Here is a 23,188-nt window from a genome sequence, read left to right as displayed (position 1 = left end):
CGAGTGGTCATCTTCAAGGCTCCTTGACCACAGGCTGCGTGGGTGCGTAAGCGTCAGGCAGGGCGGGTTGGCCGCCAACTGGGGCTGCATTGCCCACAGCCACGCCGTTGGGTTGTCCATCATCGAGCATCAGGTCAAGGCGGAGATACGCGCCCTGACGGGTGTAGATGTTGGTGCCGATGCCCTGAAAGCCCAGCGGGTTGTAGCCCAACGTGACCCAAGTTCCCGGCAGGGCGCGGTAGCTGCCTTCTACACCCACGCTGAGGGCGCTGTAGCTGGTGGCAGGCTGCACGAGGGCGCGGGCGGCGAGGCCCAGACCCAAACGGTCTGTGACGTAATACGTGCCGCTGGCCGACGCCTGATAGGTGAGGCTGCCGGGCGTATCGAGCAGCGAACGGGCCGCCAGACCACCGCGCACGGCGTATTTGGGCACATGGTACTCAAGGTTGGCTTCGGCGATCACTTCGGGTTTGCCGCCCGACAGCACGCCGTCTTTGTAGCGCAGGTAGGCGAGGCCTTGCCACTGGCTGGCCCGTAGCGCCCCCGACACGGCAAACGCGGTGCCACTTTCGGCAGCGGTCTCGGCAAAGACGCGGGTGCCGTCGGCGCTGACCGTCCATTCGTCGTTCAGGCTGTAGGTGGCTCCGCCCTTCAGGACAGCGCGGAATCCGTCGCCGGTGTTGCTCAGGTCGCCGCCGAGCGTGGCGCTCAGACGATCTTCCTTGAAGCGCAGGCTGGCCCCGGCATTCCAGCCGTCTTCGTCGCCCGCCAAGTCCATCACGTAGCTGCCGTTCAGCCCCAGCGACAGCTTGTCGGAGAGGGGGAAAGCGGTGTCTGCGCCGAAGCGGGCGCGGTTGCCTGCGCCGTCGGCGGTAGGCAGGTCGTAGTTCACGGCCAGATTGGTCATACCCAATTTGGCTTTCAGGCCCACCGAGGCGCGGTGGCCGACGCCCCACGTGTACACGTCCTGAGCTTCTGCCGTCACATTTTCCAGCACAGGCACGCTGGCCTTCAGGGTAGTAATCGTCGGCAGGTCGCCGCTGAGGCCCTGTGCATGATCGAGAGTCACGCTGGTGCCGTTGCGTGCATACCCCACGCTGCCAACCACGCCGAAGCCCTGCTGATCGCCGATGCCTGCCCGGATGCCCGCACCCAGCGTAAACGGGGCGAAGGTGTACAGGCCGCGCAGGTCGGCAGTGCCGCCAGTGGCATCGTCGGTGGGATCGCCATTGGTGTCGGCGTCGCGGTGGTAGGTGCCGCGTGCGTTCACGCCAAAGTTGTCGGTGAGTTTGTAGGTGGCGTCGGCGGCCACAGCCAAGCCGGGTTTGACGCTGTTCAGGCCGGTGTAGCCGTCTCCCTGAAGACGGACGCTGCCGCTGGCGCTGAAGCGGTCGGTTTGGGCGCTGGCGGTGCCGTTCAGGAGCAGGCCCGATCCGGCGTAAGCGGCCAACACGTCGGCGCGGCTGGTGCCGTCGTCGTACTGGGCACGCGCTCCCACCGAGGTCACGCTGTCCATCTGAACCACGGCGGCCCCGACTTTCAGGTGCTCGCCCAAACGTGCTCCGGCTTGCACACCCCACGCCAACTGGCGCTCGCCGAGAGGATCGTTCAGGCGGTAAGACACGCGCACACGCACTTCGTTGCCGCGCTCATCGACGAGGTTCATTGGGCGCTGGAACGACAGCACGCCTGCCACCGGATCAACGGTGTAATCGGTCATGCGCCGCAGGGTCTGAATCTGCTCGGCTCCGGTCAGGCGGTCAAGGGTGATGAGTTCCACCGTTTCGCTGTCGGGTTGCAGGTCGCTGCTGCCGAGGCTCAGGATGCGGGTGCCGTTGGCCGCGAATGTTTTGGTGACCAGATCGGCGGGGAGCAGGGCCGCGAAGCCCGACACCTGCGGATTGCTGCGGGTAAAGCCGCTGAGAGCGGTGGGCGTGACGCCGACATTGAACACATCGACGGGCACAGCGGATTGGCGGTACTGCACATTGAAGGCTGGGTGCTCGTAGCGGGCCGCGATGGGGTCGATGCCCTGCAACGGAATCTGCTCGCTGGAGGAATCGCCGTAGTTGGGATAACGCTCCAGCGGATTGGCGCTGGTGGGCAACTTCACGCCGAGGTCACGGGTGAAGGTCGCGCCCTGCCCGGTCACCGCGCCGCTGGCGGTCACGTACAACTTGCCGTCGCCAATGGGGGTCTCCAAGTAGCCGTGAGCGCGGGCTTCGCTGGCAATGGTGCCGCCGAGGTCGCCGCCCTGCTGCAACATCGCGCCTATGCTGACCATACCGATGCCGACGCGGGTCTTGCTGGGCACCGCTTCAAACGAGCGGCTGATGACTTTTTCTCCGAGCAGCAGGCGCACCGTGAAGCTGGTGGGGGCGCTGAGGGGTTCGAGTTCCAGCACGCCCACGCCGTCGGTCAGTTTGACCTGATAGGAGCCGACACGCGGCTGGCTGTCGCCCTGCGTCACTTCGAGGTCGACCTGCACGGTCACGTTGGAGCTGGCGGTGGTGATTCCGGCGGCATCGGTGAGGCGGATGCCCACACGTAGAGGCGTAGTGCCGTCGGCCACGAGTTGCTGGGGCGTAAACTGCGCCACCACCGGGCTGCCCGACAGGAACACCTTGACGCTCTGGCCGCCGTAGGTAATGGTGTTTTCGCCGGTGCGCAGCGGAATGCCGAAGTATTCCTGACGCTGGCTGGTGCCCGAAGCGTCCACGACAGTTTTGCCGAGGGTGGCCGCCTCCACAGGGACGCCGTTGACGCTGGGCAGGGCCTTGTCGGTCACGTCGCCCTGCACGGCAATCGTAATCCGGTCACGGTCACGGAAGACTGCGCCTTCAAGGGGCAACTTCACCGCGCCGTCGTTTTCCTTCACAGCTGCCGCACTCTGGGCAATGGAAGTCAGGGTATTCAGGTCATCGAGTTGGCCGTCTCCGACCAACACTTCGAGGCGGTCTTTGGCGTACTTGCCGATCAGGGTGGGGCTGGCGAGGGCAGGCAGGTTGCCCTCATGCGTGACGCGGTAGGTCAGCACGCCGCTGGCCGCACCGGGGGTCGTCCAGTAGAACTTGCCGCTGGGGCCGGTCTGCGGATCGGCAATGGTTTTGCCGCTCAGGGTGCTGGTGCCGGGCACATACACCGAGTCGGCGGGCGGCTGGTGCGCCACGACAATCTGGGTGGCCGCTTTGGGTGCGTCAAAGGGAATCCGCACGGTGCTTTCGCGGGCCACCGACACCACAGGCGTAGGAGCCACCACCACCGGGGGCGGTGTCTGGACACCCAGCACGCCGCCGACAGTTTGGCTGCTGGCGCAGTTGCTGGTCAGGGTGGCATTCAATTGGCCTTCGGCTCCGGCGTCGCCACGCACGCGGGCGCGGTAGGTCAGGGTCTGCTCTTCGCCGGGTTTCAGCGTGCCGCTAAAGACCACCGGATCGAGGGCTTCCAGCGTTTCGCCGGGAGCGTCGGTAAGGGTGTAGGGCGCGTCCACGCCGCTGGTGTTCTTCACCGTCAGGCTGACCGTGACCACTTCTCCGGCCAAAGTGGGAGCCAACGCCGCACGCCGAAGCTCGATTTGCGTGGCGGTGGGCAGCACCTTGACGCCGAGGGCCTGCGTTTTGTTCCACGGCAACAGGGTCGCGGTAAAGTCTCCACTGCCTGCCGCGTCGGCTTTGGCCTCGAAGGTGAGAACGCCGGGGTTGGCGGCATCTACACGGGCGGTGGCGGTGGTTTCTCCGGCGGCGGTAAAGCCTGCGGGCAACTTCACGCGCAACTGGGCGGGCAGGGTCTGGCGCTCGAATTCGGTGGTGGCGCGGGCCGTGAAGGTCACCACGTCGCCCACACAGACTTCGGGTTTGTCGGCGGTAAAGGACAGCGCCACGTCGGGCTTGACCTGCACCTTCACCTGAGCCGTTTCTTTCTTGACCACCGTGACGGTTTCTTTGTCGACGGTGACGACTGCGCCCTTGATCGGCGCTACCGTAACGGGGTAGTCCTTGGCGGGCACGGTCAGCGGGCCAACCGAGCCGTTCACGTTGTAGCTCTGGTCGCCTACCGTCACGGTGGCCTGCGTGGGCAACACTTCGTCGGGCAAGATCAGTTCGGCCAGCACTTCCAGGCGTCCGGTGGTATCGGCCACCACGACTTTGATCGGGCCGGTGCTGAGTTCGAAGCCCACCGAGTTGGAATACTGGAAGGTGTTGGCGGGCTGGCGCAGGTACAGGGTGTAGTTGCCCTTTTCGGCAGGCACCTTGATGTCGTCCCACTCCAGCTGGCCGCTGACCTTCTGGGGGTAGACGTTGCCCGCCGCGTCGCGCAGTTCGGCTTCCAGCTCGCCCGCACCGTCGCCGTCGTACATGCGGATGCCCAGTTCGCCGCCGGGGTTGACCACGTTCAGCGCAGGCACCCAGTCGTTCGAGCGGATGGTGACGTTCAGGTGCTTGGCTTCGATGGCCGCGCTGATGGAGTTCAGCCGGAAGGCGAAGGTATTTTTGCCGTTGCCCTCGGTACGAACCCGCAGCGTGTAATCTCCGGCGGGCAGATCGGCATTCAGGAACGTCTGCCAGTCCTGTGCGCCCACGCCGAAGTTCTGCTCTTTGACGACTGCGCCGCTGGCATCGATCAGGGTAAAGGTGCTGGCCACCGGGGCTTTGGGCCGCTCAGTCGAGTAGTTTTCATCGCCGAAGTAATCGTCGCTGCGGTAGTCCTGCGGGTCGAACTGTGCGCCGTACACGTCGAGCTGAACGCGGGAGCCGAGGCCCACCACCAGTTTCAGGTCTTGGTCGCCCACCGTCCACATCAGCTTGTTGCCGACGCTGGTCAGGGGAAGAGAAGTTGCGATTTCTTGTGCGACGGCTGTACTCAGCAGCGCCGCCGTCAGGGTTGTCAGAGCGCGTTTCACTCAGTACCTCCAGCTGGCCGTCGGGTCGGTGACGGCACCTTTGGAATCGCCAGCCCAGCGGAAGCGGTACGTGACCGCACGTTCTCCACTGGGAAGCGTGTCGAAATTCAGGACGTTCTGGCCGTCAAGCAGCGCAGCGTCGGCGGGCAATGGATCGGTGAGGCTAAAGGCGGGGAGGTTTGCGCTGGCCGACAAGATCAGCTGGACGCGGTACACCCCCGCTTCTTCGGTGGTAAAGACTTGCTTGCGAACCATGAAGCTGTTCTGGGCTTCGGGCAGGCCACCTTTCACGCGCAGGGTGGTGTCGCGGATCACGGCGATGTCGCCGCCGTCGGGGGCCAGGGGGAAGTCGATGCTGGTCAGGTTTCGCACGTACACCAGGCGGCTGCCGGAAAGGCCTGCATCTTGCGGAATGCTGAGGTTCTGGGGGATGACGCTGTTGGGGTCGAGGCGCACAGCCACCGTCCCTTCCATGACGTTGCCGAAGCGGTAACGGCCTTCGACATCCGTCAGGGCGATGCGTCCGTTGGCCAAGATCACGCGGGCGTTGGGGTGAGGCACGTCCGAGCCTTTGTTGTAGATGCCGTCGCGGTTGCGGTCAAGGAAGACGTAGCCCACGATGTCGGCGGTGTTGCGTCCGAAGATGCTTTCGGGGGTAATTTTGGTCACGGTGCTGCTGGGAGGGGTGGGTGCGGTAGGAACGCCGCCGGGTGAGATGGCAGTGGCGACCGCGCTGTTGCGAATTTCGGTGCCTGCTTCGGGGGTCACGAGGGCGCGGAACCGGACTTCGGCCACTTGTCCCGCAGCGAGGCCAGGAATCTGCCAGGTGTAGGTGCGGCCGGACACAGTGGGCGTGATGGCCGCGCCGTCCAGCGTGCTGCTGCCTTCCACGTACACCAGACCGGTGGGCAGGTTGTCCACCACTTCGATCAGGGTCAGGTTGGCAGCGGCGCTCTTGTTGGTCACGGTAAAGGTGTAGGTGATTTCTTGACCGAACGACACCAGCGCGGGCGTGCTGCTCTTGACGAGCGTCAGGTTGGCCGGGTCGAACACGGGGTTCGTGATGGGGTTGGAGGGCACGGGCGCAGGAATCTCGCTGCTGGCGACGGTGAACACGTTCACGACGCTGGAGCCGTCGGGGCTGGTGGCAGGCACACGGGTCTTGAGGTTCAGGGTGAGGGTCTGGCCCGCCGCCACACTGGGGAAGCGCCACACGGCTTCGGTGCTTTCCAGCACGCCGCCGTTATCGGCACTCACGAATTCCAGCGTGTCGGTGCGGGTCAGCTTGCCTGCGGCGTCCAGCACCTGAATCACGTTCAGGTTGTCGCGCACGACCACGTTGGTCAGGGCAAAGCTCTGGGCGTTGGTGAAGGTCAGGGTGTAGCTCAGGTCTTGGCCCGGCTTCACCAGTTTCATGTCGCCCACGTCCACCGATTTCACGGGCTTCAGGGCATTGTCGACCAGCGTCAGAATGCTGTCGATGGTGAGGTTGTCGGCGGCTCCCATGCTGCTCTTGGCGGTCAGTTCGAGGCGCAAGGCTTCGGCACCGGCACCCGCTTTGCTGGGCGTCACGCACACCCGGAAATCTTGGGTGGCTTGCGGCGCGAGGGCCGGAATCTGGAACGGCTCGGCAATCGGTGCGCCGCCCACTTGAGTAAAGCGGAACGTGGCTTCCCCGATCAGCAGGCGGCCCGTGATGGTCAGCGTGTCGGCACGGTCACCGAGGTTTTGCACGGTCTGAACGAAGCAGACTTCCTGACCCAACACGGCCACGTCTTTCACTTGGCGGTCATTGGCGCTCCCTTCGCCGCCCGTGAGCGCACGCGGGTTGCCCACTGGCCCCAGCGCAATTTCGGGGTTGTACTTCACGGTCACGTCGGCAGGGGCTTCTACGGTCTGGTCGCCGCTGATGAGCGTGGCGATGTTGCGGCGCGTGCCCACTTCGGTCAGGGGCGCACGCAGGCGGAAGGTCAGCACGGCGCTGGCGTTGGGCGCGAGGCTGGAGATCCGGCCCCGCAAACCCGCCACAGGCATGGACTCGGCAGCCTGCCACGCGGTGCCGTCGGGCGTGTATTCCACTTTGCCGAGGGCCGCACCTTGCGCGTCGAGGAGGCGGGCGCTGCCACCGATAAAGGTGAAGTCCTTCATGGCGGTGGTGTTGATCATGTCGGTGATCAGCACTTCGCGGGAAGCGCCTGCACCCGTGTTGCGGGCCGTGACGGTCACGGTGGTTTCTTGGCCGGGGTTCAGGCTGGGGGGCGAGAAGGATTTGGTGACGGTCAGGGTGGGCGGCTCGCCAACGGTCACGCGGGCCACATTGTTGTCGTCGCGCTCGCCTGCCGTCCCCGTGATGTTGGTGGCGCAAGAGCCGATCAGGTTCAGGAAGGCGTTGCCACGTGCGGCGGAGGTCGTGGTGACCTGCACCAGCACGTCGGCGGTCTGGTCGGCGGCCAGCGTGATCTGCGTGGCGGCGGGTTCGTTGGCGTCGATGATGCCGTTGCCGTTCGCGTCGATGTGCAGGCTCAGGTCGCCGGGCGTGAACTGCGAGGCGGCGTCGGTGACCACTTGCAGCCCCAGCGTGTTGCTGGTGTTGCCCGTGTTGGCAATCACGTAGCGCAGCACCGCGCCCTCTCCGGGCAGCAGGCTGTAGCTTTGGCCGGGCGCGGCGAGCGTGCCGTTGGGCAGCACACTGACCGAGCAGACGGGCAGCACGGTGGTTTCGACTGGAAGAGACGGAATCACCAGCGGGGGCTGGCCAGGGTTGGGCGAGAATTCAAGGAACGCTTGGTTCTGAATCACGGTTCCGGCGGGTGTGCCTGCAGCAAACGCAGAACTGGAGAGGGCCAGCGCCAAGGCTGCCAGCGTATTGAACACAAGGGGTTTTCGCACAGTGCCTCCCGGAAATGGACTGAATGGTCTGATCTTCCGAAGTATTGAGAAGTGTTAAGAAGTGTTGAGAAAAGGAAGTCTCGTGTTGTCGGGAACTATTTGGATTCAAAGACAAATCATGCCAGCGACGGCAAGTTGACGGGCAGAGCGCACCCCACCAAGCAGGCGGGGTGCGCTGAAACAGGCTTAGTTCACCTTGACGGTAAAGGTGGCCGTGATGCTCTTGCCCGAAGGCAGGATGTCGGCGGTGGAGATGGTGCCGTCGTTGTTGCTGTCGAGGCCCGCGTACACGGTAGGGCCAGCGGCAGGAGCAGTGGCGCTCCAGTTGGTGCCGTTGCTGCTGTACAAGATGGTGCCCGCAGCGTCGCTAACGGCGCTCCAGCTACCGAACGTGGTGTTGGTCGGCACGGTGTCTTTCACGAACGCCTTGGTGATGTTGGCGTTGCTGGTGTTCTTGCCGACGATGGTGTAGGTCAGCACTTCGCCGGGCTTGGCAGCGGCCAAGTCAACGCTCTTGACAGGCGCAGCCACAGGCGTCGGGTTGATAGTGACGGTGTCGTTGATGTCCGGCACAGTGACCTTGGTGATGGGCGAAGTGGCCGTCTGGTTCAGCACGATGGTCTGGGCGGCAGCGTCACAAGGAATAGCCAACGCAGCAATCAGCTTGACTTCTGCACCGGGGGCAATGAGGCCCGTGTCGGGGATGCCGTCGGCGTTGGTGTCGGTCAGCAAGGTATCGCCGCCGTCCATTTTGCCGTCGCCGTTCACGTCACGGTAGTAGGCCACTGGAGCAGTCACGGTTGCGCCGCTGGTCAGCTTGATCGGAGCCGTGCCCGTGATGTTGTACAGGTCGGGCATGTTGCCGAGGTTGGCGACTTCCATAGCGAAGTAGCTGGTGACCGTGGTGATGCACTGGGGGGTGCCGGGCATGACGGGGGTGCCGCCGGGGGTGAGGGTTGGAGGAGTGCCGACCTGAACAGGCGTAGGGTCGCCGCCGGGGGTGCCGGGGGTAGGATCACCGAACGAAACCTTAGGCAACAGCACGATGTCTTTGGTGGTGTCGCTCTTGGTGGTGTCGTTGCTGCTGGTGGTGGTCACGACAATCGTAGGCTTGTCGGTGGGCGTCGTGGGCTGGGTGCCAGCGGGGAAGGTCACTTCGACCAGAATGTCGACGGTTTGGCCGGGTTGCTGCTCACCATCTACAATTGGGCCGGGTTGCAGGGTGCCAACGTCGGGCTTGCCGTCGCCGTCGGTATCGGGCAACACGGGGCCTTTGCTGCCGTCAGGGTTCTTGACGTACACGACCACGACTGCGCCGGGGAAGTTCTGCGCCACGGTGGTGATTTCGAACACGTCGGGGCGGTTGCCGTTGTTCTGCACCGTGTTGGTGAAGGTGACGACGGTGGTGGTGACGGTGACGGGGGCTTCCTGCGTATCGGTGGCCGTAGGCACGATGGTTACAGGCACAGGATCGGTAGAGGGGTAAGAAGGCGTGACAGGTGCGCCGTCGCCGTTAGGATCGTTCTTCGGCCCGATGAGGCCCGCGTCGGTGCGCTTGATCGTAACCGTGTTGTAGTTATCGTTGTCGATAGGCTGTACGAAGCCAGCAGCGGGTTCGAGGCCAGCGCCCGTGTTTGGGTTACGCGTACCGAAGGGATCGGCACCGATCTTGTCGCCCTCTACAGTAACTGTAGGCACGGTGTAAACCTGGAAGAACTGCTTGTTCTGATCAATATCTACGGCTGTAATGCTGGTGATGGTGCCCGCTGCAATTTCAGCAGGGCTGAGAATGCCGTCTTTGTTGCTGTCGAGGTAGTAGCGCACGTCAGTCGGCTTGGCCGCACCGTTCAGGCTGTCGGTCAGGGTGGTCAGGCCGTAGCTTTCGTTGGGCACGTTGCCGGTGTTGGTCAACGTGTAATGGAATACGGCGGTATCGCCGGGACGCAACGTTTGCTTCAGCAGATTGTTCTCAGTGACGAAGGTAGGGCCAGCCGTGCCGTCATCGTTGGGCGTGATGGTGAAGCTAGGCACGGGCAAGACTTTGGTTTCAACGGGGTTAGAAGGAATGGGAGGGTTCGGGGTGGTGGAGCCTTCAGGCGTGAACACGATTTCAGCGGTGTTGACGATGACGGTGCCAGCGGGGATGCCAACGGCGGAAGCGGTGCCCAAAGCGAGGGCTGCCAATACGGAAACGAACGACCAAGACTTCTTCATGTGTTCTCCTGTGTACTGCTCGGACTCAATGACTTGTTTGTGTACAACTGAGCCAATGTGCAAATGAATTGACGCTTAAAAACTTGCTTGACAACTGGGACGAAACGGTTGAACTCGGAACTTACTTGACTTTCACGCGGAAGCTGAGCTTCAACGATTCGTCCTTCTTGAGGGTGGCGACTGTCCAGCGCACGTTGGTATACGTGTTGGTGGGGGCCGCGACTTGCTTGGTCACGCTTTTGCCGTTTTCGGTCACGGTGACCGTGCGGGTGGGCGTGGCGGCGTAGGTTTTGCCGTTGTCGATGGAGTACAACAGCTTCCAACGCTCGTTGGTGGGCGTGGCCTGCCCACTGAACTCGGTTCCTTTGGGCACAGGAATGCCCACGTACACGGTGTTCAGCGCTTTGCCGCTAATGTTGGTCACGGTCACTTCTTCACGCAGGATGTCGTTGGGCAACACTGTTTTGGGGCCAAGCACCACTTGCTCGGTGGTGGTGCCGTCTACGGTGCTGGTCTTGATGAGATCCTGTGCAAGGACGAACTTGATGACTTTGTTGACGGTGCCGCTGCTGGCTGGGGTCTGTGCGGCTGCCAGAGCAGTAAGGCAGAGCAGTACGGTGGGCATAAGAACGAGAGTGCGTTTCAAGGTGGAATCCTCCTAGGAGCAAAAAAGACCGACAGGTGTGGAATCATCCACAGTTCTGTCGGTCGCGCCACTCGCTCCACACCTGACAGGCGCCCGTATAGGCCAGGTGATTCATCGCTCCGGAACAGCCAGTTGTATGTCGGAAACTTCACAAACCGCGTCGAACGATAGCTGTTTGTTTCTGACACTCCTGTCACAACCTCGACAGGAAGTTAGGATGGGTGAGTTTTTCTTGAGTCACGCATGAGGTTCGCCCAAACATGAAAAACTTCACTTCCTAGCTGCTAGCATCATCCCGGTCAGGAAAGGTGTTGTCAAACCCCCAAACGGCCTGTAGACGCCTTGGCGACGGGTGTACCCCCACTTCCGTCGAACAGATCTATTTCCTCTATAAACCGGTTGAACAGGTACCGACTATCGTGTGGGCCGGGGCTGGCTTCCGGGTGGTATTGCACCGAAAACACCGGATAACGCGTGTGTGCCATGCCTTCCAGCGTGCCGTCGTTCAGGTTGATGTGGGTCGCCACAAACGCGCCGTTGGGAATAGATTCGAGGTCGACGGCGTACCCGTGATTCTGCGAGGTGATTTCTACAGTATTGGTCAGAAGATTTTTGACCGGCTGATTGCCGCCCCGGTGACCGAACTTCATCTTGAAGGTTTTGCCGCCCGCCGCGAGGCCCAGAATCTGGTGGCCGAGGCAAATGCCGAAAGTCGGCAGGAGGCCCATGAGTTCCCACGCGGCTTTGTGGGCGTATTCCAGCGGGGCGGGATCGCCGGGGCCGTTGCTGAGGAACAGGCCGTGTGGCTGCAAGGCCATAATTTGCGCCGGGGTGGTGTGCGCCGGAACCACGATAGGTTCGATGCCCACTTCGGCCAACCGCTCGATGATGGTGTGCTTGATGCCGAAATCCATAAGAACCACGCGCTTGCCGCTGCGGAGGGTGGGGAAGGCGTAGGGCAGCGCGGTGGTGACCTCGCGGGTCATGTCGAAGCCGTCGATGTCCTGATGGCCCTGTGCGCGGCGCACATACACCTGCTCTTCGGCGGGCGTAAATTCGCCGTAAGAGTCTTCGGGGTGCGTGTAGGAGCGGTGGGCGATGACGCCCTTGACCACGCCACCCGAACGGAGCCGCCGCACCAGCGCCCGCGTATCGATGCCCTGAATGGACACGACGCCGTACTGCTGCATAAACGCCTCTAGGGACTGCTGGGCGCGGTGATTGCTGTAGGTGCCCGAAAACTCGCGGGAAATAAAGCCGCGTACATACGGCTTATTGGATTCCATGTCGTAAATCGCCACGCCGTAATTGCCCACGTGCGGGTAGGTGATGGTCACGATTTGCCCGTTGTAGCTGGGGTCGGTCATGATTTCCTGATACCCGGTCATCGAGGTATTGAACACCACTTCGCCCACCGTTTCGCCCCGGTGTCCGTAGGCGTAGCCCCGGTAGACCGTGCCGTCTTCGAGGGCCAGAATTGCCCGTTCCTTTTTCAACATGCTGATTAAACTCATGCTTGGCCTCCTCCATTCGCGCCTCTCTGGACGCAGTTCATGGCGCGTGGTGCATCATAGCTGGCCTCAGCCGGGGCAAAGCAGGCCATATAGACACTCACGCGCCGGGGATGTTGTATTCATACATTCAAGAAAAAAGGCTGCCTGACCACAACGCAGTCTGGACAGCCTTTTTCGTTACCACGCCCATTGCCGGGGCGTATTTTAATGCATCAACCGTGAATAGGAAAGGTGGGGCCAATCCGTTCGGTCTACCAAGTGAACTTCACGTTGGACTTGCTGACGATCAGGTTGCCGCTGACGCTGCTCTGAGCAGTCAGGCCGTCATAGCGGTTGATCAGATCGGTCAGGACGGTGCCCACAGGCTCGAAGATTCCGGCCATAGAGTCCTGCATCTCTTCCAAATCCGCTCTCTCTTCCTCGGTCATGCCCTCGGTGTCGGCGTCGGCCATGCCTGCATCGGCAAGGGCATTCGCAAAGACGCCCATCATCTGCTCTTCGGTCACGTCGGCGGGGTTGCGGGCGTACTGCCAGCCTGCCGCCCCCTGAGTCTTGAGGGCAGCGGCCACGAAATCGGCGTCGGCGGCCAGCAGCGGGGCATCCTCGGCCATCGCGGCGTCTAGGGCGGCTTGACTGTAAGCCGTGATCAGGTAACCATCCCGGAAGTTGTAGACCATCTGCACTTTGCCTAACAATTCGGTCAGTTCGCCCACGCCGCCCAGTGCCGAGGCCAGCGCGCCTGCCTGTGCCCCGGCGGGAAAATCATCCATGCCGCCCAGGCCCGCCAGATCGCCCATATCCGTGTTCTTGACCAGATCCCCGAGGCTCTGGGCCAAGCCCGCAATCGCGGTATTCACGGCCTGTGCATATTCGGGCATATGGGCTTCGGCGGCAGACAAATCCGTGACGCGCTGATAGGTCACGCTGTAATCCAGGGCACTCAGGGGGTTGGCGGCGTCGAAGCCTGCGGCCTGTGCGCCGTCCAGCGCAACCTGAGCACACTCGTTGCCCAAATACCGCGCCGAACGCTCCAAGTGGCTGGCGAGTTGGCTGTCGGTCAGGAAGCCCACCGGGTCTATCAGATCGATGCGGGTGAGCCAGCGGGCGGCATAGGCGTTGCTCTCGGGGGCGCAGGCACGGGCCGCCACGGTTTCGGCGTTGGCAGGAATGATGTTCTGCACGGCAAAATTGGTGGTACTGGTCAGCATACGGGTCAGTGGTTTGTCTTTGCCCTCCAGATTGACCGCGTGCGCCGCTTGTCCGGTCAGGCCCGCGTCTGTGGTGGTGAACCCAGCCGAATACTGGCCCAAAGTGTCTACAGCGTCCACGATGGGCGACAGCAGGCGCGGCAGGAAGAAGCGGGCGAATTGGCTGCGGGCGACTTTGGCGGCGGCGGAAAAGTTGACGAAAAACGACAGCTCCTGCTCGCCTTTCGCAGCGGTGGGCGCGGTGTAGGCGGCAGAATTCAGCAGGCGGGGGGCCGTGTTGCCACTCAGGCGGCCCAGATAATTCATCAACAGGGTTTTGTTGCTGGACATGTACACCAATCCCTGAGACTGCCCCACGAACATCCGGCCCTGACGCGAGAAGGAGTACAGACCAACGTTCGCGCCGGGTTTGTCGGGCAGCATCTGGCCCAGCATCTCGTCGGACAGCTCATCGGTGCGCGAGGCCGCCAGCACGTGCAGATCGAAGGGCTTGCCGGGTGCGCCCACAGTAAACACGCCCAGTGCGCCTTCTTTGCCCAGCGAACCTTTCAGAATCTGCTGAAATCCAGTGAGGGTCTGGGTCAGGTCAGCCACATCGTCAGAACCTTCGCCCACGCTCTCGGCCACTTGCCCCACAAGCCCGAACAGGCGGTCTATGGCTCCGCCCGCGTTCTTGCTTTCCAGCGTCAGCAGCGCCCCAGCGGGCATATTCTGGGCAAGCGTGGCGGCCTGCGCCCCTGAAGCAAGAGTGGCAAGCAGCAACGTCAGCGAAAGCGTTTTCTTCATGCCTCCATCTTAGCGGGCAGTCAGGTGGGGCGGACGGGCAAATTGGCCTAGCGCCTCCCACAGATGAACATTTGGTTAGAGCAGATGCTTCAAGGCTTCCCGCCGCGCCAGTCCAGTTAGGCCCAATGTTTCCACGGCGGCCCGAACCCACGCCGGATCGGTTTTGGCGTACTCGCGCAAGGCCCAGCCGATAGCCTTCTGAATAAAGAATTCGCGCTCGTGCTGCACGGCTCGGATAGTGTCTAGCAACAAGTCGGTGTCGGTGTTTGTTTTGGCCTTCAGTTGCGCCAATACCGCCGCCCGCCTTGTCCACAGATGGGGGCTGACCCGCCACACTTCCACCCGCTCGCGCCTCTGTGCTGCATCTGCAAAAGCCTGAGCGAGCAACGGCGACAACGAATCCAGCACGTCCCAGTGATCGGCGGCAGGCAACAGGCCTTCCAGAAAGGGCAGATCGGCGGGGCGGGGGCGACTGGCGGCCAACACGTCCAGCGCCGTATACCGTTCTTCCCGGAACTCGCCTGCCCACAAATCCAGCGCGGCGGCAAAGCGCACAGCCCGGTCAGGCTCCAGCTTCAGCGCCGCCCGCACCACCTCGCGCCGCGCCGGAGTCTGCACGCCCAGAAACGGCTGGATGCCTTTCATATAGGCGAACATGGCCGGAGCAAGGGCAGGATTGGCCCGGTTATGCAACCCCTGCCGAATCCTGCCCGCCAGATCGGTCAAGTCAATTCTCTGTACATCGCAATTTCATTGCAATTCTCGAAGAAGGCGCAGCGTTGGCATTCGCTCCAGACTTTGGGGTGCAGGTTGGTCTTGTCTATTCGCACAAAGCCGCACTTTTCAAAGAATCCCTGCTGATAAGTCCACGCGAACAGAGCAGGCAAGGCGATCTCCCGCGCTTCCCGTTCACAGGCTTCCACCAGTTTTTTGCCCAGCCCACGCCCCTGCATGGCCGGATGAATGGCCAGACCGCGCACTTCTGCCAAGTCGGGGGCCAGCATGTGCAGGCCGCACACTCCCGCCAAGCCACCGGGGTGGCCCGCGTGTGGTTCGGCCAAATACAGGTGAAAATCTCGGATGGTTTGGGCCAGCAGCGCCCGCGAACGCACCAGCATCAGCCCCCGCGCCGCCCAATAGCCGATCAGTTCGTGAATGGCGTCTATGTCGCTGAGGCGGGCCTTGCGGGTGCTGAGGGGAGAATCGGGATGCAGATCGGGGACGGCGATGGAGTCCAGAGACAGGGTCATGGGTGGCCCCCAAGACTAGAGCTAGATCGTGGATTGTGGATCGTGGGAAAAGATTTGGTGTTGACTCCAATCCACGATCCACCCTCCACGTTCCCCCTTACGCTTTGCTTGCGCCCGTATCCAGTGCCCGCATCCATGTGGTTCCGCCGGGGCGCTCGCTCTTGGCTTTGTAGGCCTGAATTTGCGGCGCGTTGGGCAAATCGCCCATCACGACGGCCAATGGCACTTGCGTAAACCCGAAAGTGCCCCAGTCGCCGCCCTTGCTGAACATATAAATAGCCCGGTCTCCGCGTCCCTGCGCGTATTCCACAGCACTCATGACCAAGCGCCTGCCCAGCCCGCCGCCCCGCGCCGCAGGCAGAATGGCCGCCCCACGCAGCAGCGAGGCCGTGTCGCCGTGTTCCAGCCCGATGGCCCCCACTGGCTGCCCGCCGCGCTCCGCAACCCAGTAGGTGGTTCCTTCGGCCAGCGCCGCTTCGGTGCTCAGGCCCGCTTCTTCCATCACGCGCACGATAGTTTCTTTGTCTTGGGCATTGGCAAGGCGAATTTGAACAGATGAGTCGGTCATGGTGAGTGCCTCCAGAGGTCGGAATGAACGGTGCGTCGAGGAAGCCTGAGGGGGCGTCCGGGTCGCTTGGGTTTTGCGTGGCGACAGCATAGCGCACCGCGCCCGTGTGGGAACGCTCCCATGTGCGTACAGGACTCACATCTCCCATCTGCTTCACTGCCCCGCGCTCTCCTGCTGCACGCTCTCTTGCTGCACCAATTCTAACTTCCACGCCTGTTCCTCATGAAGCCAGCCCCGGCTCAGGCCACTTTGCACCTGCGGCGCGTTGCTGAGGGCCGCCGACAACTCATCGCCACTGGTGGGCACGAAGCCGAAGCGCTGCCAATAGTCGCCCGCCTCCTGACTGAACAGGTACACGGTATGGTCGCCGCGCAAACTGGCCTGCGTGAGTGCGCTGCGAACGAGGGCGCGGCCCAAGCCCTGAGACCGCGAGTCGGGCAGCACGGCAGTGGAGCGAATGAGGGACACGCCCTGCCCATGCTCCAGGCCGATGCAGCCGCCGGGAACGCCGTTCAGGTCGGCAATCCAGTAAGTGCTGCCTTCTAAAGTCACCGTAATATCTGCGCGGTGTTGGCTCAAATCAGCCGCCAGAATCAAATCACGCACAACTTCAAGGTCGTCCAGATTTGTCGCCTGACGAAGTTTGATGTGCTGCTGGGTCAGAGGAAGCACGGCGGGAATAGTGGTCAGTTCAGTGGCAGTCATAGGCACTCCTTCGGGGGCAGATTCAGAGATGGGCGCGAGGTTGGCAGAGGCGGATGCATTGGCTAAACCTTGTCGTCGCTCCTGCTCCTCTGCTTGGCTTGCCACCTGCCGAAAAAACCAGCGCAGGCCCACGCCCGCCGCCGCGTCGGTATTCCAGCGGGGAATGACGTGCAGGTGTACGTGTTGGATGTGCTGGCCGCCCGCCGGGTTCACATTCCAGCCGACTGTGTAGCCGTCGGGTTGTACGGTGGCGTCAAGGTGCGCTTTCACTTCGGCAAGAAGTTCGTGTGTAGCAGTGGCTTCAGCGAGTGTCAGGTCAAACACGGTGGCACAGGGGCGCTTGGTCACGATGATGCCCGAATAAAACAGGCCCTCGGCGTATTGAGGTTGCAGTTGGCTGTACACGCAGAGTTCGTTTTGGAGGGTGAATCCATCACCAGACAGGCGGCCATCTGCGTCAGGCACAAGCGGATTCTGAGCCGGGTTCGCCAAATGCTGCGCCCATTCCTGCTGCCGCTTGCCCAGCAAGGTGCCGTCTAGTCTGACCGTCACATCCATCATCAGCCCTCTAATTTCTTCTGAGCGTCGGCTATGGCTTCTCGCACCCGCTCTGGGGCAGTGCCGCCGTAGCTGGCGCGGTTTTTGACGCTCTCTTCTACGGTCAGGTTCTGGGCGACTTCAGCATTCAGCAGCGGGTGGGCGGCCTTCAGTTCGGCGTCGGTGAGTTCCCAGAGTTGGCGGCTAGAGCGGGAAGCAATGCCTACCAGTCCGCCCACCACTTCATGCGCCTCGCGGAAGGGGACGCCTTGCCGGGCCAGATAGTCGGCCACGTCGGTTGCCGTGCTGTAGCCCCGTGCCGCTGCCGCTTTAGTTCTTTCGGCGTGCCACACGGTCTTAGGCATCATGTCGGCATACAGCCGCAGCACGATGCTGAGGGTGTCGTAACTGTCGAACACGCCCTCTTTGTCTTCCTGCAAATCCTTGTTGTAGGCCAGCGGCGTGCCTTTCACCACCGTCAGCAGGCCCATCAGGTTGCCGAACACGCGCCCCGCCTTGCCGCGTGCCAACTCGGACACATCCGGGTTTTTCTTCTGGGGCATGATGCTGGAGCCTGTGGTGTGCGAATCGGGCAGCGTAATAAAGCCGAATTCAAAGGTGGAATACAAGATCAGTTCTTCCGACAGGCGCGACAAATGGGCGCTGAGAATGGCGCAGGCGCTCAGGAATTCCAGCGCAAAATCACGGCTGCCCACACCGTCTAGAGAGTTGGCGGTGGGGCGGGCAAAACCGAGGGCGGCGGCGGTAGCGTGTCGGTCTATCGGCCAAGGCGTGCCTGCCAATGCCGAACTGCCCAGTGGCGATTCGTCCATGCGCTCGGTAGCGTCGCGGAAGCGGCCTTCATCGCGCTCCAGCATGGCGACGTAGGCCATGAACCAGTGCGCCAGCAAAATCGGTTGGGCCACCTGCAAATGCGTGTAGCCCGGCAAAATGACCCCAGCTTGCAGGTGCTTGTCGGCCTCGGCCAGCATCACGGCCCGGAGTGCCCGCGTTTTGTCGGCCAGATCGTGCGCCGCTTCCTTGGTAAACAGCCGGAAATCCACTGCCACCTGATCGTTGCGGCTGCGGGCCGTGTGCAGCTTGCCCGCCACGGGGCCAACCCGGTCACGCAGCGCGGCTTCCACGTTCATATGCACGTCTTCGCGGTCTAGTCGCCATTCAAAATTTCCAGCGCGAATGTCGGCCAGCACGTCATTCAGGCCGTCCGTAATCTGCGCGACTTCTGGAGCGTCCAGAATGCCCACCTGCCCGAGCATCGCCACATGCGCCAGCGAACCGCGAATATCCTGCTCGGCCAGCCGCTGATCGAAGCCGACAGAGGCGTTGAAGAGTTCCACGAGGCCATCGGTAGCTTCGGCAAAACGGCCACCCCAGAGCTTTTTATCTTTTGTATTGGTCATAAATTTACCTAGAAATCGGGTGAAATGAGGCTTAGGAGATAAAACAGAACGATAACTGCCGGAACACTTAGAATCAAAGCAATATTCCCTATGGTATTTACTCCACCGCTGTAAGCTTCGAGGCTCCTGTTGCATATTTCGGCTGCTTTTTCGGAACCTATTTTCCGAACATCAGCAACAGACACGACAGCCCTGTCACAATTAGGGAATTTGACATAAGCAGTGTTCGGCGTGCCATCATTCAGTTCAGCCAATGGAACACGCTCTACGACGAGCATCTGCATTCCTATTTTCACATCTGTCTTGTAACTCTCTCCCGATGGGCCTGTCAGAGTGGGGGCACAAGCAGAGAGAGAAGAAATTAAGAGGACGCCACATAAAGAGCCCGCTCTCTTATGTTTCACAATTGCTCCTTCACCAGTACCACCGGTTTAGGACTCTGCGGGCTGGCATGTGCATACACCGCCGCCGAATCCTGCACATACCCCAGCCGTTCGTAAAAAGGGATAACTTCTAAATTGAATTGCGAGACGGCCAACAGCACTCGCCTAAAACCCTGCTCGGCGGCCAAGTCTTCCACCGCCCGCACCAGCGCCGCGCCGATGCCCTGAGCGCGTGCGTTCGGCAATGTGGCGAGTTTATTCAGCGTCAGGGTGTGCGAACCATCGGGGCGAAAGCCGACGCAGCCCACTGCTTCCGCGCCTGCCCAAGCCAAGAATCCGCCCGCGCCAACGCCGAACAGCGAGTGTTCCAAGTCGGCAACGGTGGTGCGGCTCCAGCTAGAACGGGCATCCATGCCAGCCGCCATCATCACGGTATGAAACTTGGGCAAGTCGGCGCGGGTAACGGGGCGCAGGGCAGAGGTCATGGCAAGACCAATTCCATTTCGGAGTTTGAACGGAAGCCCAGCCGTTCATAGATCGGGCGTCCGGCTTCGCTGGCGTGCAGGGAGACGATATGCACGCCGCGCAGGGCGCACTCCGCCAGCATTTCTTCTATTAAAAACTGGGCCAATCCGTTGCCCCGGTGCGGCGGCTGAACATACACGTTCATCAGGTAGGCCCGCGTCTGCTCGATGGTGGCGGCACTGGGCGGCCAGTCTCGCCACAGCAGACCCGCGCTTGCCACCACCACGCCCTCAGTCTCCAGCAAAAACCCGTCGTACAAGCCCACTTGCAGCATCCGCCGATGCCAGCCCAGCGCGGCAGTATGCACCTGCTGAAGCTGAACGGGGTCTTTGCCCATATCTACGAACATGGCGTCGCGTTGGGCCTGAATAGTCTCAGCGTCGGCAGGCGTGGCCCGGCGCAACAGGTATCCGGCGGGCAAACTCATGCGCCCGTGCGCTCCCAAATTTGGTTCAGATGATGCACCTGATGGGCCACATAATCCTCGCCCAGAAAGCCCAGCGTGACGGACTCTCCCCCGCCCACACGCAAAGTATGGGCCAGTGCAGGCGGCGGCAAATGCGCGATGACGTGCGCCAACTGGAGTTGATAGGCCGCCCAGAGCGTGACCAGATCGACCCAAGTTCGCGCCCCATACGCGCCCGCTGCCACCCAATCGTTTTGCGCGTAACCGGGCAACTCTAGGCCGCTCTGTACGCTAGCCCGCACGAACCGGGCATGGTTGTTCACGCCGCTGTCGATCAGGTGGCCCAAGACTTCTTTGGCGCTCCACACGTCGGGCAAGGCTTTGGCGCTGGCCTGCGCGTCGGTGAGGGATTGCAGGCGGGGCAGGGTGTGGGCTACCAGATCAGTCAGCGTCATGGGTTCAGTCCTTTTTGGCGGCCTTTGCCTCAACCCGTGCCTGCACGCGCATTCTCAGAGCATTTAGCTTGATGAAAGCTCCGGCGTCATGTTGGTTGTAGTCGCCCCCCGCTTCAAAGCTCACGAGGTCTTTGTCGTAGAGGCTCTTGGGGGCTTTGCGGCCCACCACGATGCAGTTGCCCTTATACAGCTTGATGCGGGCGGTTCCGGTGACGCTTTGGGCCACGTGATCCATATACACCTGAAGGGCCTCGCGTTCGGGCGCGAACCAGAAGCCGTTGTAGACCAGTTCGGCGTATTTGGGGGCCAAAGCGTCGCGCTGGTGCAGCACTTCGCGGTCAAGCGTCAGGCTTTCCACGGCGCGGCGGGCGTGATACAGCAGCGTGCCGCCGGGGGTTTCATACACGCCGCGAGACTTCATGCCCACAAAGCGGTTTTCCACGAGGTCAAGGCGGCCAATGCCGTGCCTGCCGCCGATGTCGTTGGCTTTGGTCAGCAGGGCGGCGGGGCTGAGTTGCTCGCCGTTGATCGCCACCGGATCGCCGTTCAAGAACTCCACTTCCACATATTCCGCCTCGTCGGGCGCGGCTTCGGGGGCCACCGTCAGCTTGAACATATGGGCGGGTGGCTCAGTCCAAGGGTCTTCCAAAATGCCGCCCTCAAAAGAGATATGCAGCATGTTGGCGTCGGTACTCCACGGGTCTTTTTTGGTGGTGGGCACGGGAATGCCGTGTTCGTGGGCAAAGGCTTCGAGGTCAGCGCGGCCCTGAAATTCCCAATCTCGCCAAGGAGCCACCGTTACTATGTCCGGTTGCAGGGCGTAGGCCGTCATTTCAAAGCGCACCTGATCGTTGCCCTTGCCCGTCGCACCGTGAGACACCGCCACTGCGCCTTCCTTCTGGGCAATTTCCACCATTTTCTTGGCAATCAGCGGGCGGGCAATAGACGTGCCCAGCAGGTAATAGCCTTCGTACAGGGCGCTGCTGCGGAACATGGCGAACACGTAATCGCGCACAAATTCCTCGCGCAAATCCAGCGCGTAGGCGGCCACCGCGCCTGTGTTCAGCGCCTTCACGCGGGCTTCTTCCACCTCGTCGCCCTGCCCCAAATCGGCGGTAAAGCACACCACATCGTAATTGCGCTCAGTTTGCAGCCACTTCAGGATGATGGATGTATCGAGGCCGCCCGAATAGGCGAGCACAATTTTTTGCTTTGGCGCAGCTTGTGTGGGGGCAGGGTTTTGGGTCATGGCTTATTGTCTCCGGTTTAGGGCAGGGTGGGGGCGAAGTTGGTTGGCTGAGTTGACTGATTGGGCAGCACACAAAGCCCCCGGCGTCAGGCGTCCGGCCACTCCTAGGTTCAGGAAGGCCGGGGCTTCAGCGTCGGGGGGAGGGGAAGGTCATAACGTATGCTTATGCGCTTTTAACGCATAGGTATGCAGAGGGTAGCAGGCATGGGGGAAGGGGTCAAGCCGAACGATAGAGCGAAACTGAAAAAGACCGCACAGGGCGGCCTCTTTGGGGACAGATAAAGTGGGCTTAGAAGCGGTAGTTGATGCCGAAGCGCACGCCTGCACCAAAAGCACTATTAGAGACCGAGGCACTCTCGGAACCGACGCTAGCAAGGCCAAAAGCGAATGTGGGGCCAACGTTGACCTCGGCGCTGAGGCCGAATTCAGGGGTCAGGAAGTAGCGCGTGCCAACCACGCCTGCGGGCGTCAGGCCAAAAATCGTAATGCGGGCACCCTCACTAGACGCCGTAGCCACTTCTAGGCCAAGGCTAGCGCCGTAATACACGTTGTAGTTGGCGTCGCCCACACCGTCGAAGTTCCGCAGGTAAGCCACGTCGCCGCCCAAGCCGAACACGCCGCTGCCGAACACATCAGGGTCAAGGTCGATGCCAGCCCGCACGACAGACTCGCTGTCGATGTCGTAGGCGTACTCCACACCGAAGGTAAAGTTGCCCGAAGCGTTCTCTACAAACACGCGGTTGTAGTTGGTACGCAGGCCGAGGCTATCGGCGGCAGCAGTAGAGACGGTGGCCAGGGCCAGCAGAGCAAAAAGAGTCTTTTTCACAAATCGAGCTTAACAAAGTTCATGAAGAAGGTGAGGCAAACTTGCCCAGGTCGGATCGGGGGTCGTATAGACAGGATAGATGAACACACCTGCAACACAGAAAACCGCCCCACGCAAAGCAGGGCGGCTGAGTCGAAAGGGAGAGCTTAGGGCAGTTGGTAGTTCAGGCCAATGCGTGCGCCGAAGCCGAAGCCGATGCCCGTCTGGCCGCCGCCGATGCTGACGCGGGGGCCTGCCGAGCCTTCCACGAAGACCGACAGGGGATCGGAAACTTGAAACTTGAGGCCGAGAATGCCGTTGGGATAAACCGAGATTTCGTTGTTGCTGCCCAAGGACACATATGCACCGAGACCGAGGCCGTAGTAGGGGCTGAGGCCGCCCAAATCCTGACCGATGATGTCGTTGAGGTAGGCCACGTCGCCGCCGACAGCCAAGGAGCCGCCCCGGAACAGGCTCACAGCGTCGAGGTTGAGGCCGTAACGGACAGCCGAGGCCGCGTCGAGGTCGTTCTGGAGATGAACCGTCAGGCCTGTGCCGATAGAGCCACCGACATACGTGGCAGCCGAAGCAGAGGAGGCGGCAGCAAGTAGTGCAAGTCCGATCAGAGCCTTCTTCATACCGGCAAGTGTAATGGCGCTTGCCATGCCGTGAAACTCAGGAGCCTTTACGAAGCCTGTACCTTCTGGCGGCGATGCCGGGGCAAACA

17 protein-coding genes and 1 riboswitch are annotated in these 23,188 nt (G+C 61.9%); all 17 genes read right to left on the bottom strand.

Annotated elements, in window-relative coordinates; genetic code table 11:
• Positions 1-13: 13 nt before the first annotated feature.
• Positions 14-4,900, bottom strand: a complete 4,887-nt coding sequence (locus SU48_RS01975; RefSeq protein WP_197474670.1) for a TonB-dependent receptor — start codon at positions 4,898-4,900, stop codon at positions 14-16.
• Positions 4,901-7,789, bottom strand: a complete 2,889-nt coding sequence (locus SU48_RS01970) for a DUF11 domain-containing protein (RefSeq protein WP_231881658.1) — start codon at positions 7,787-7,789, stop codon at positions 4,901-4,903. It abuts the gene before it with no gap.
• 186 nt (positions 7,790-7,975) lie between these two features.
• On the bottom strand, positions 7,976-10,003 hold the full coding sequence (locus SU48_RS01965; RefSeq protein ID WP_064013781.1) for a DUF11 domain-containing protein: 2,028 nt from the start codon (positions 10,001-10,003) through the stop codon (positions 7,976-7,978).
• A gap of 121 nt (positions 10,004-10,124) precedes the next feature.
• Positions 10,125-10,628, bottom strand: coding sequence for a hypothetical protein (locus tag SU48_RS01960; RefSeq protein ID WP_064013780.1), 504 nt, complete (start codon positions 10,626-10,628; stop codon positions 10,125-10,127).
• 68 nt (positions 10,629-10,696) lie between these two features.
• A riboswitch (cyclic di-GMP riboswitch) is annotated at positions 10,697-10,780 on the bottom strand.
• A 183-nt stretch (positions 10,781-10,963) separates the two neighbouring features.
• Positions 10,964-12,148 carry a glutamine-hydrolyzing carbamoyl-phosphate synthase small subunit gene (gene carA, locus SU48_RS01955; RefSeq protein WP_064013779.1) on the bottom strand — a complete coding sequence of 395 codons (1,185 nt, stop codon included), beginning with the start codon at positions 12,146-12,148 and terminating at the stop codon, positions 10,964-10,966.
• Positions 12,149-12,414: 266 nt separating this feature from the next.
• Positions 12,415-14,157 (bottom strand): hypothetical protein, encoded by a 1,743-nt coding sequence (locus SU48_RS01950; protein ID WP_064013778.1) that lies wholly within the window; start codon positions 14,155-14,157, stop codon positions 12,415-12,417.
• 75 nt (positions 14,158-14,232) lie between these two features.
• Positions 14,233-14,883: a DNA alkylation repair protein gene (locus SU48_RS01945; RefSeq protein WP_064013777.1), complete on the bottom strand. Its 651-nt coding sequence runs from the start codon at positions 14,881-14,883 to the stop codon at positions 14,233-14,235.
• A complete protein-coding gene (locus SU48_RS01940; RefSeq protein ID WP_064013776.1) occupies positions 14,880-15,407 on the bottom strand; it encodes an N-acetyltransferase in 528 nt (175 codons plus the stop codon). Before SU48_RS01940 ends, SU48_RS01945 begins: the two co-directional genes overlap by 4 nt.
• Positions 15,408-15,504: 97 nt before the next feature.
• Complete coding sequence (locus SU48_RS01935) at positions 15,505-15,975, bottom strand: GNAT family N-acetyltransferase (protein ID WP_064013775.1); 471 nt, start codon at positions 15,973-15,975, stop codon at positions 15,505-15,507.
• 153 nt (positions 15,976-16,128) lie between these two features.
• The gene (locus SU48_RS14435; protein ID WP_331710197.1) at positions 16,129-17,241 is read right to left on the bottom strand and encodes a GNAT family N-acetyltransferase; all 1,113 of its coding nucleotides are present in this window, start codon (positions 17,239-17,241) and stop codon (positions 16,129-16,131) included.
• A complete protein-coding gene (gene argH, locus SU48_RS01920) occupies positions 17,241-18,638 on the bottom strand; it encodes an argininosuccinate lyase (RefSeq protein ID WP_064013774.1) in 1,398 nt (465 codons plus the stop codon). Before argH ends, SU48_RS14435 begins: the two co-directional genes overlap by 1 nt.
• 400 nt (positions 18,639-19,038) lie before the next feature.
• Complete coding sequence (locus SU48_RS01915; protein ID WP_064013773.1) at positions 19,039-19,506, bottom strand: GNAT family N-acetyltransferase; 468 nt, start codon at positions 19,504-19,506, stop codon at positions 19,039-19,041.
• Positions 19,503-19,973, bottom strand: coding sequence for a GNAT family N-acetyltransferase (locus tag SU48_RS01910; protein WP_064013772.1), 471 nt, complete (start codon positions 19,971-19,973; stop codon positions 19,503-19,505). The genes SU48_RS01915 and SU48_RS01910 overlap by 4 nt, the downstream gene beginning before the upstream one ends.
• Positions 19,970-20,407, bottom strand: coding sequence for a DinB family protein (locus SU48_RS01905; RefSeq protein ID WP_064013771.1), 438 nt, complete (start codon positions 20,405-20,407; stop codon positions 19,970-19,972). The genes SU48_RS01910 and SU48_RS01905 overlap by 4 nt, the downstream gene beginning before the upstream one ends.
• Before the next feature lie 4 nt (positions 20,408-20,411).
• On the bottom strand, positions 20,412-21,656 hold the full coding sequence (locus SU48_RS01900; protein ID WP_064013770.1) for an argininosuccinate synthase: 1,245 nt from the start codon (positions 21,654-21,656) through the stop codon (positions 20,412-20,414).
• Positions 21,657-21,945: 289 nt separating this feature from the next.
• Positions 21,946-22,482: a hypothetical protein gene (locus SU48_RS01895; RefSeq protein ID WP_064013769.1), complete on the bottom strand. Its 537-nt coding sequence runs from the start codon at positions 22,480-22,482 to the stop codon at positions 21,946-21,948.
• Between the two features lie 146 nt (positions 22,483-22,628).
• A complete protein-coding gene (locus SU48_RS01890) occupies positions 22,629-23,099 on the bottom strand; it encodes a hypothetical protein (RefSeq protein WP_064013768.1) in 471 nt (156 codons plus the stop codon).
• Between the last annotated feature and the right edge of the window lie 89 nt (positions 23,100-23,188).

The organism is Deinococcus puniceus (assembly GCF_001644565.1).
Classification (GTDB): Bacteria; Deinococcota; Deinococci; order Deinococcales; family Deinococcaceae; genus Deinococcus; species Deinococcus puniceus.
This window is presented reverse-complemented; position numbering and strand designations above follow the sequence as displayed.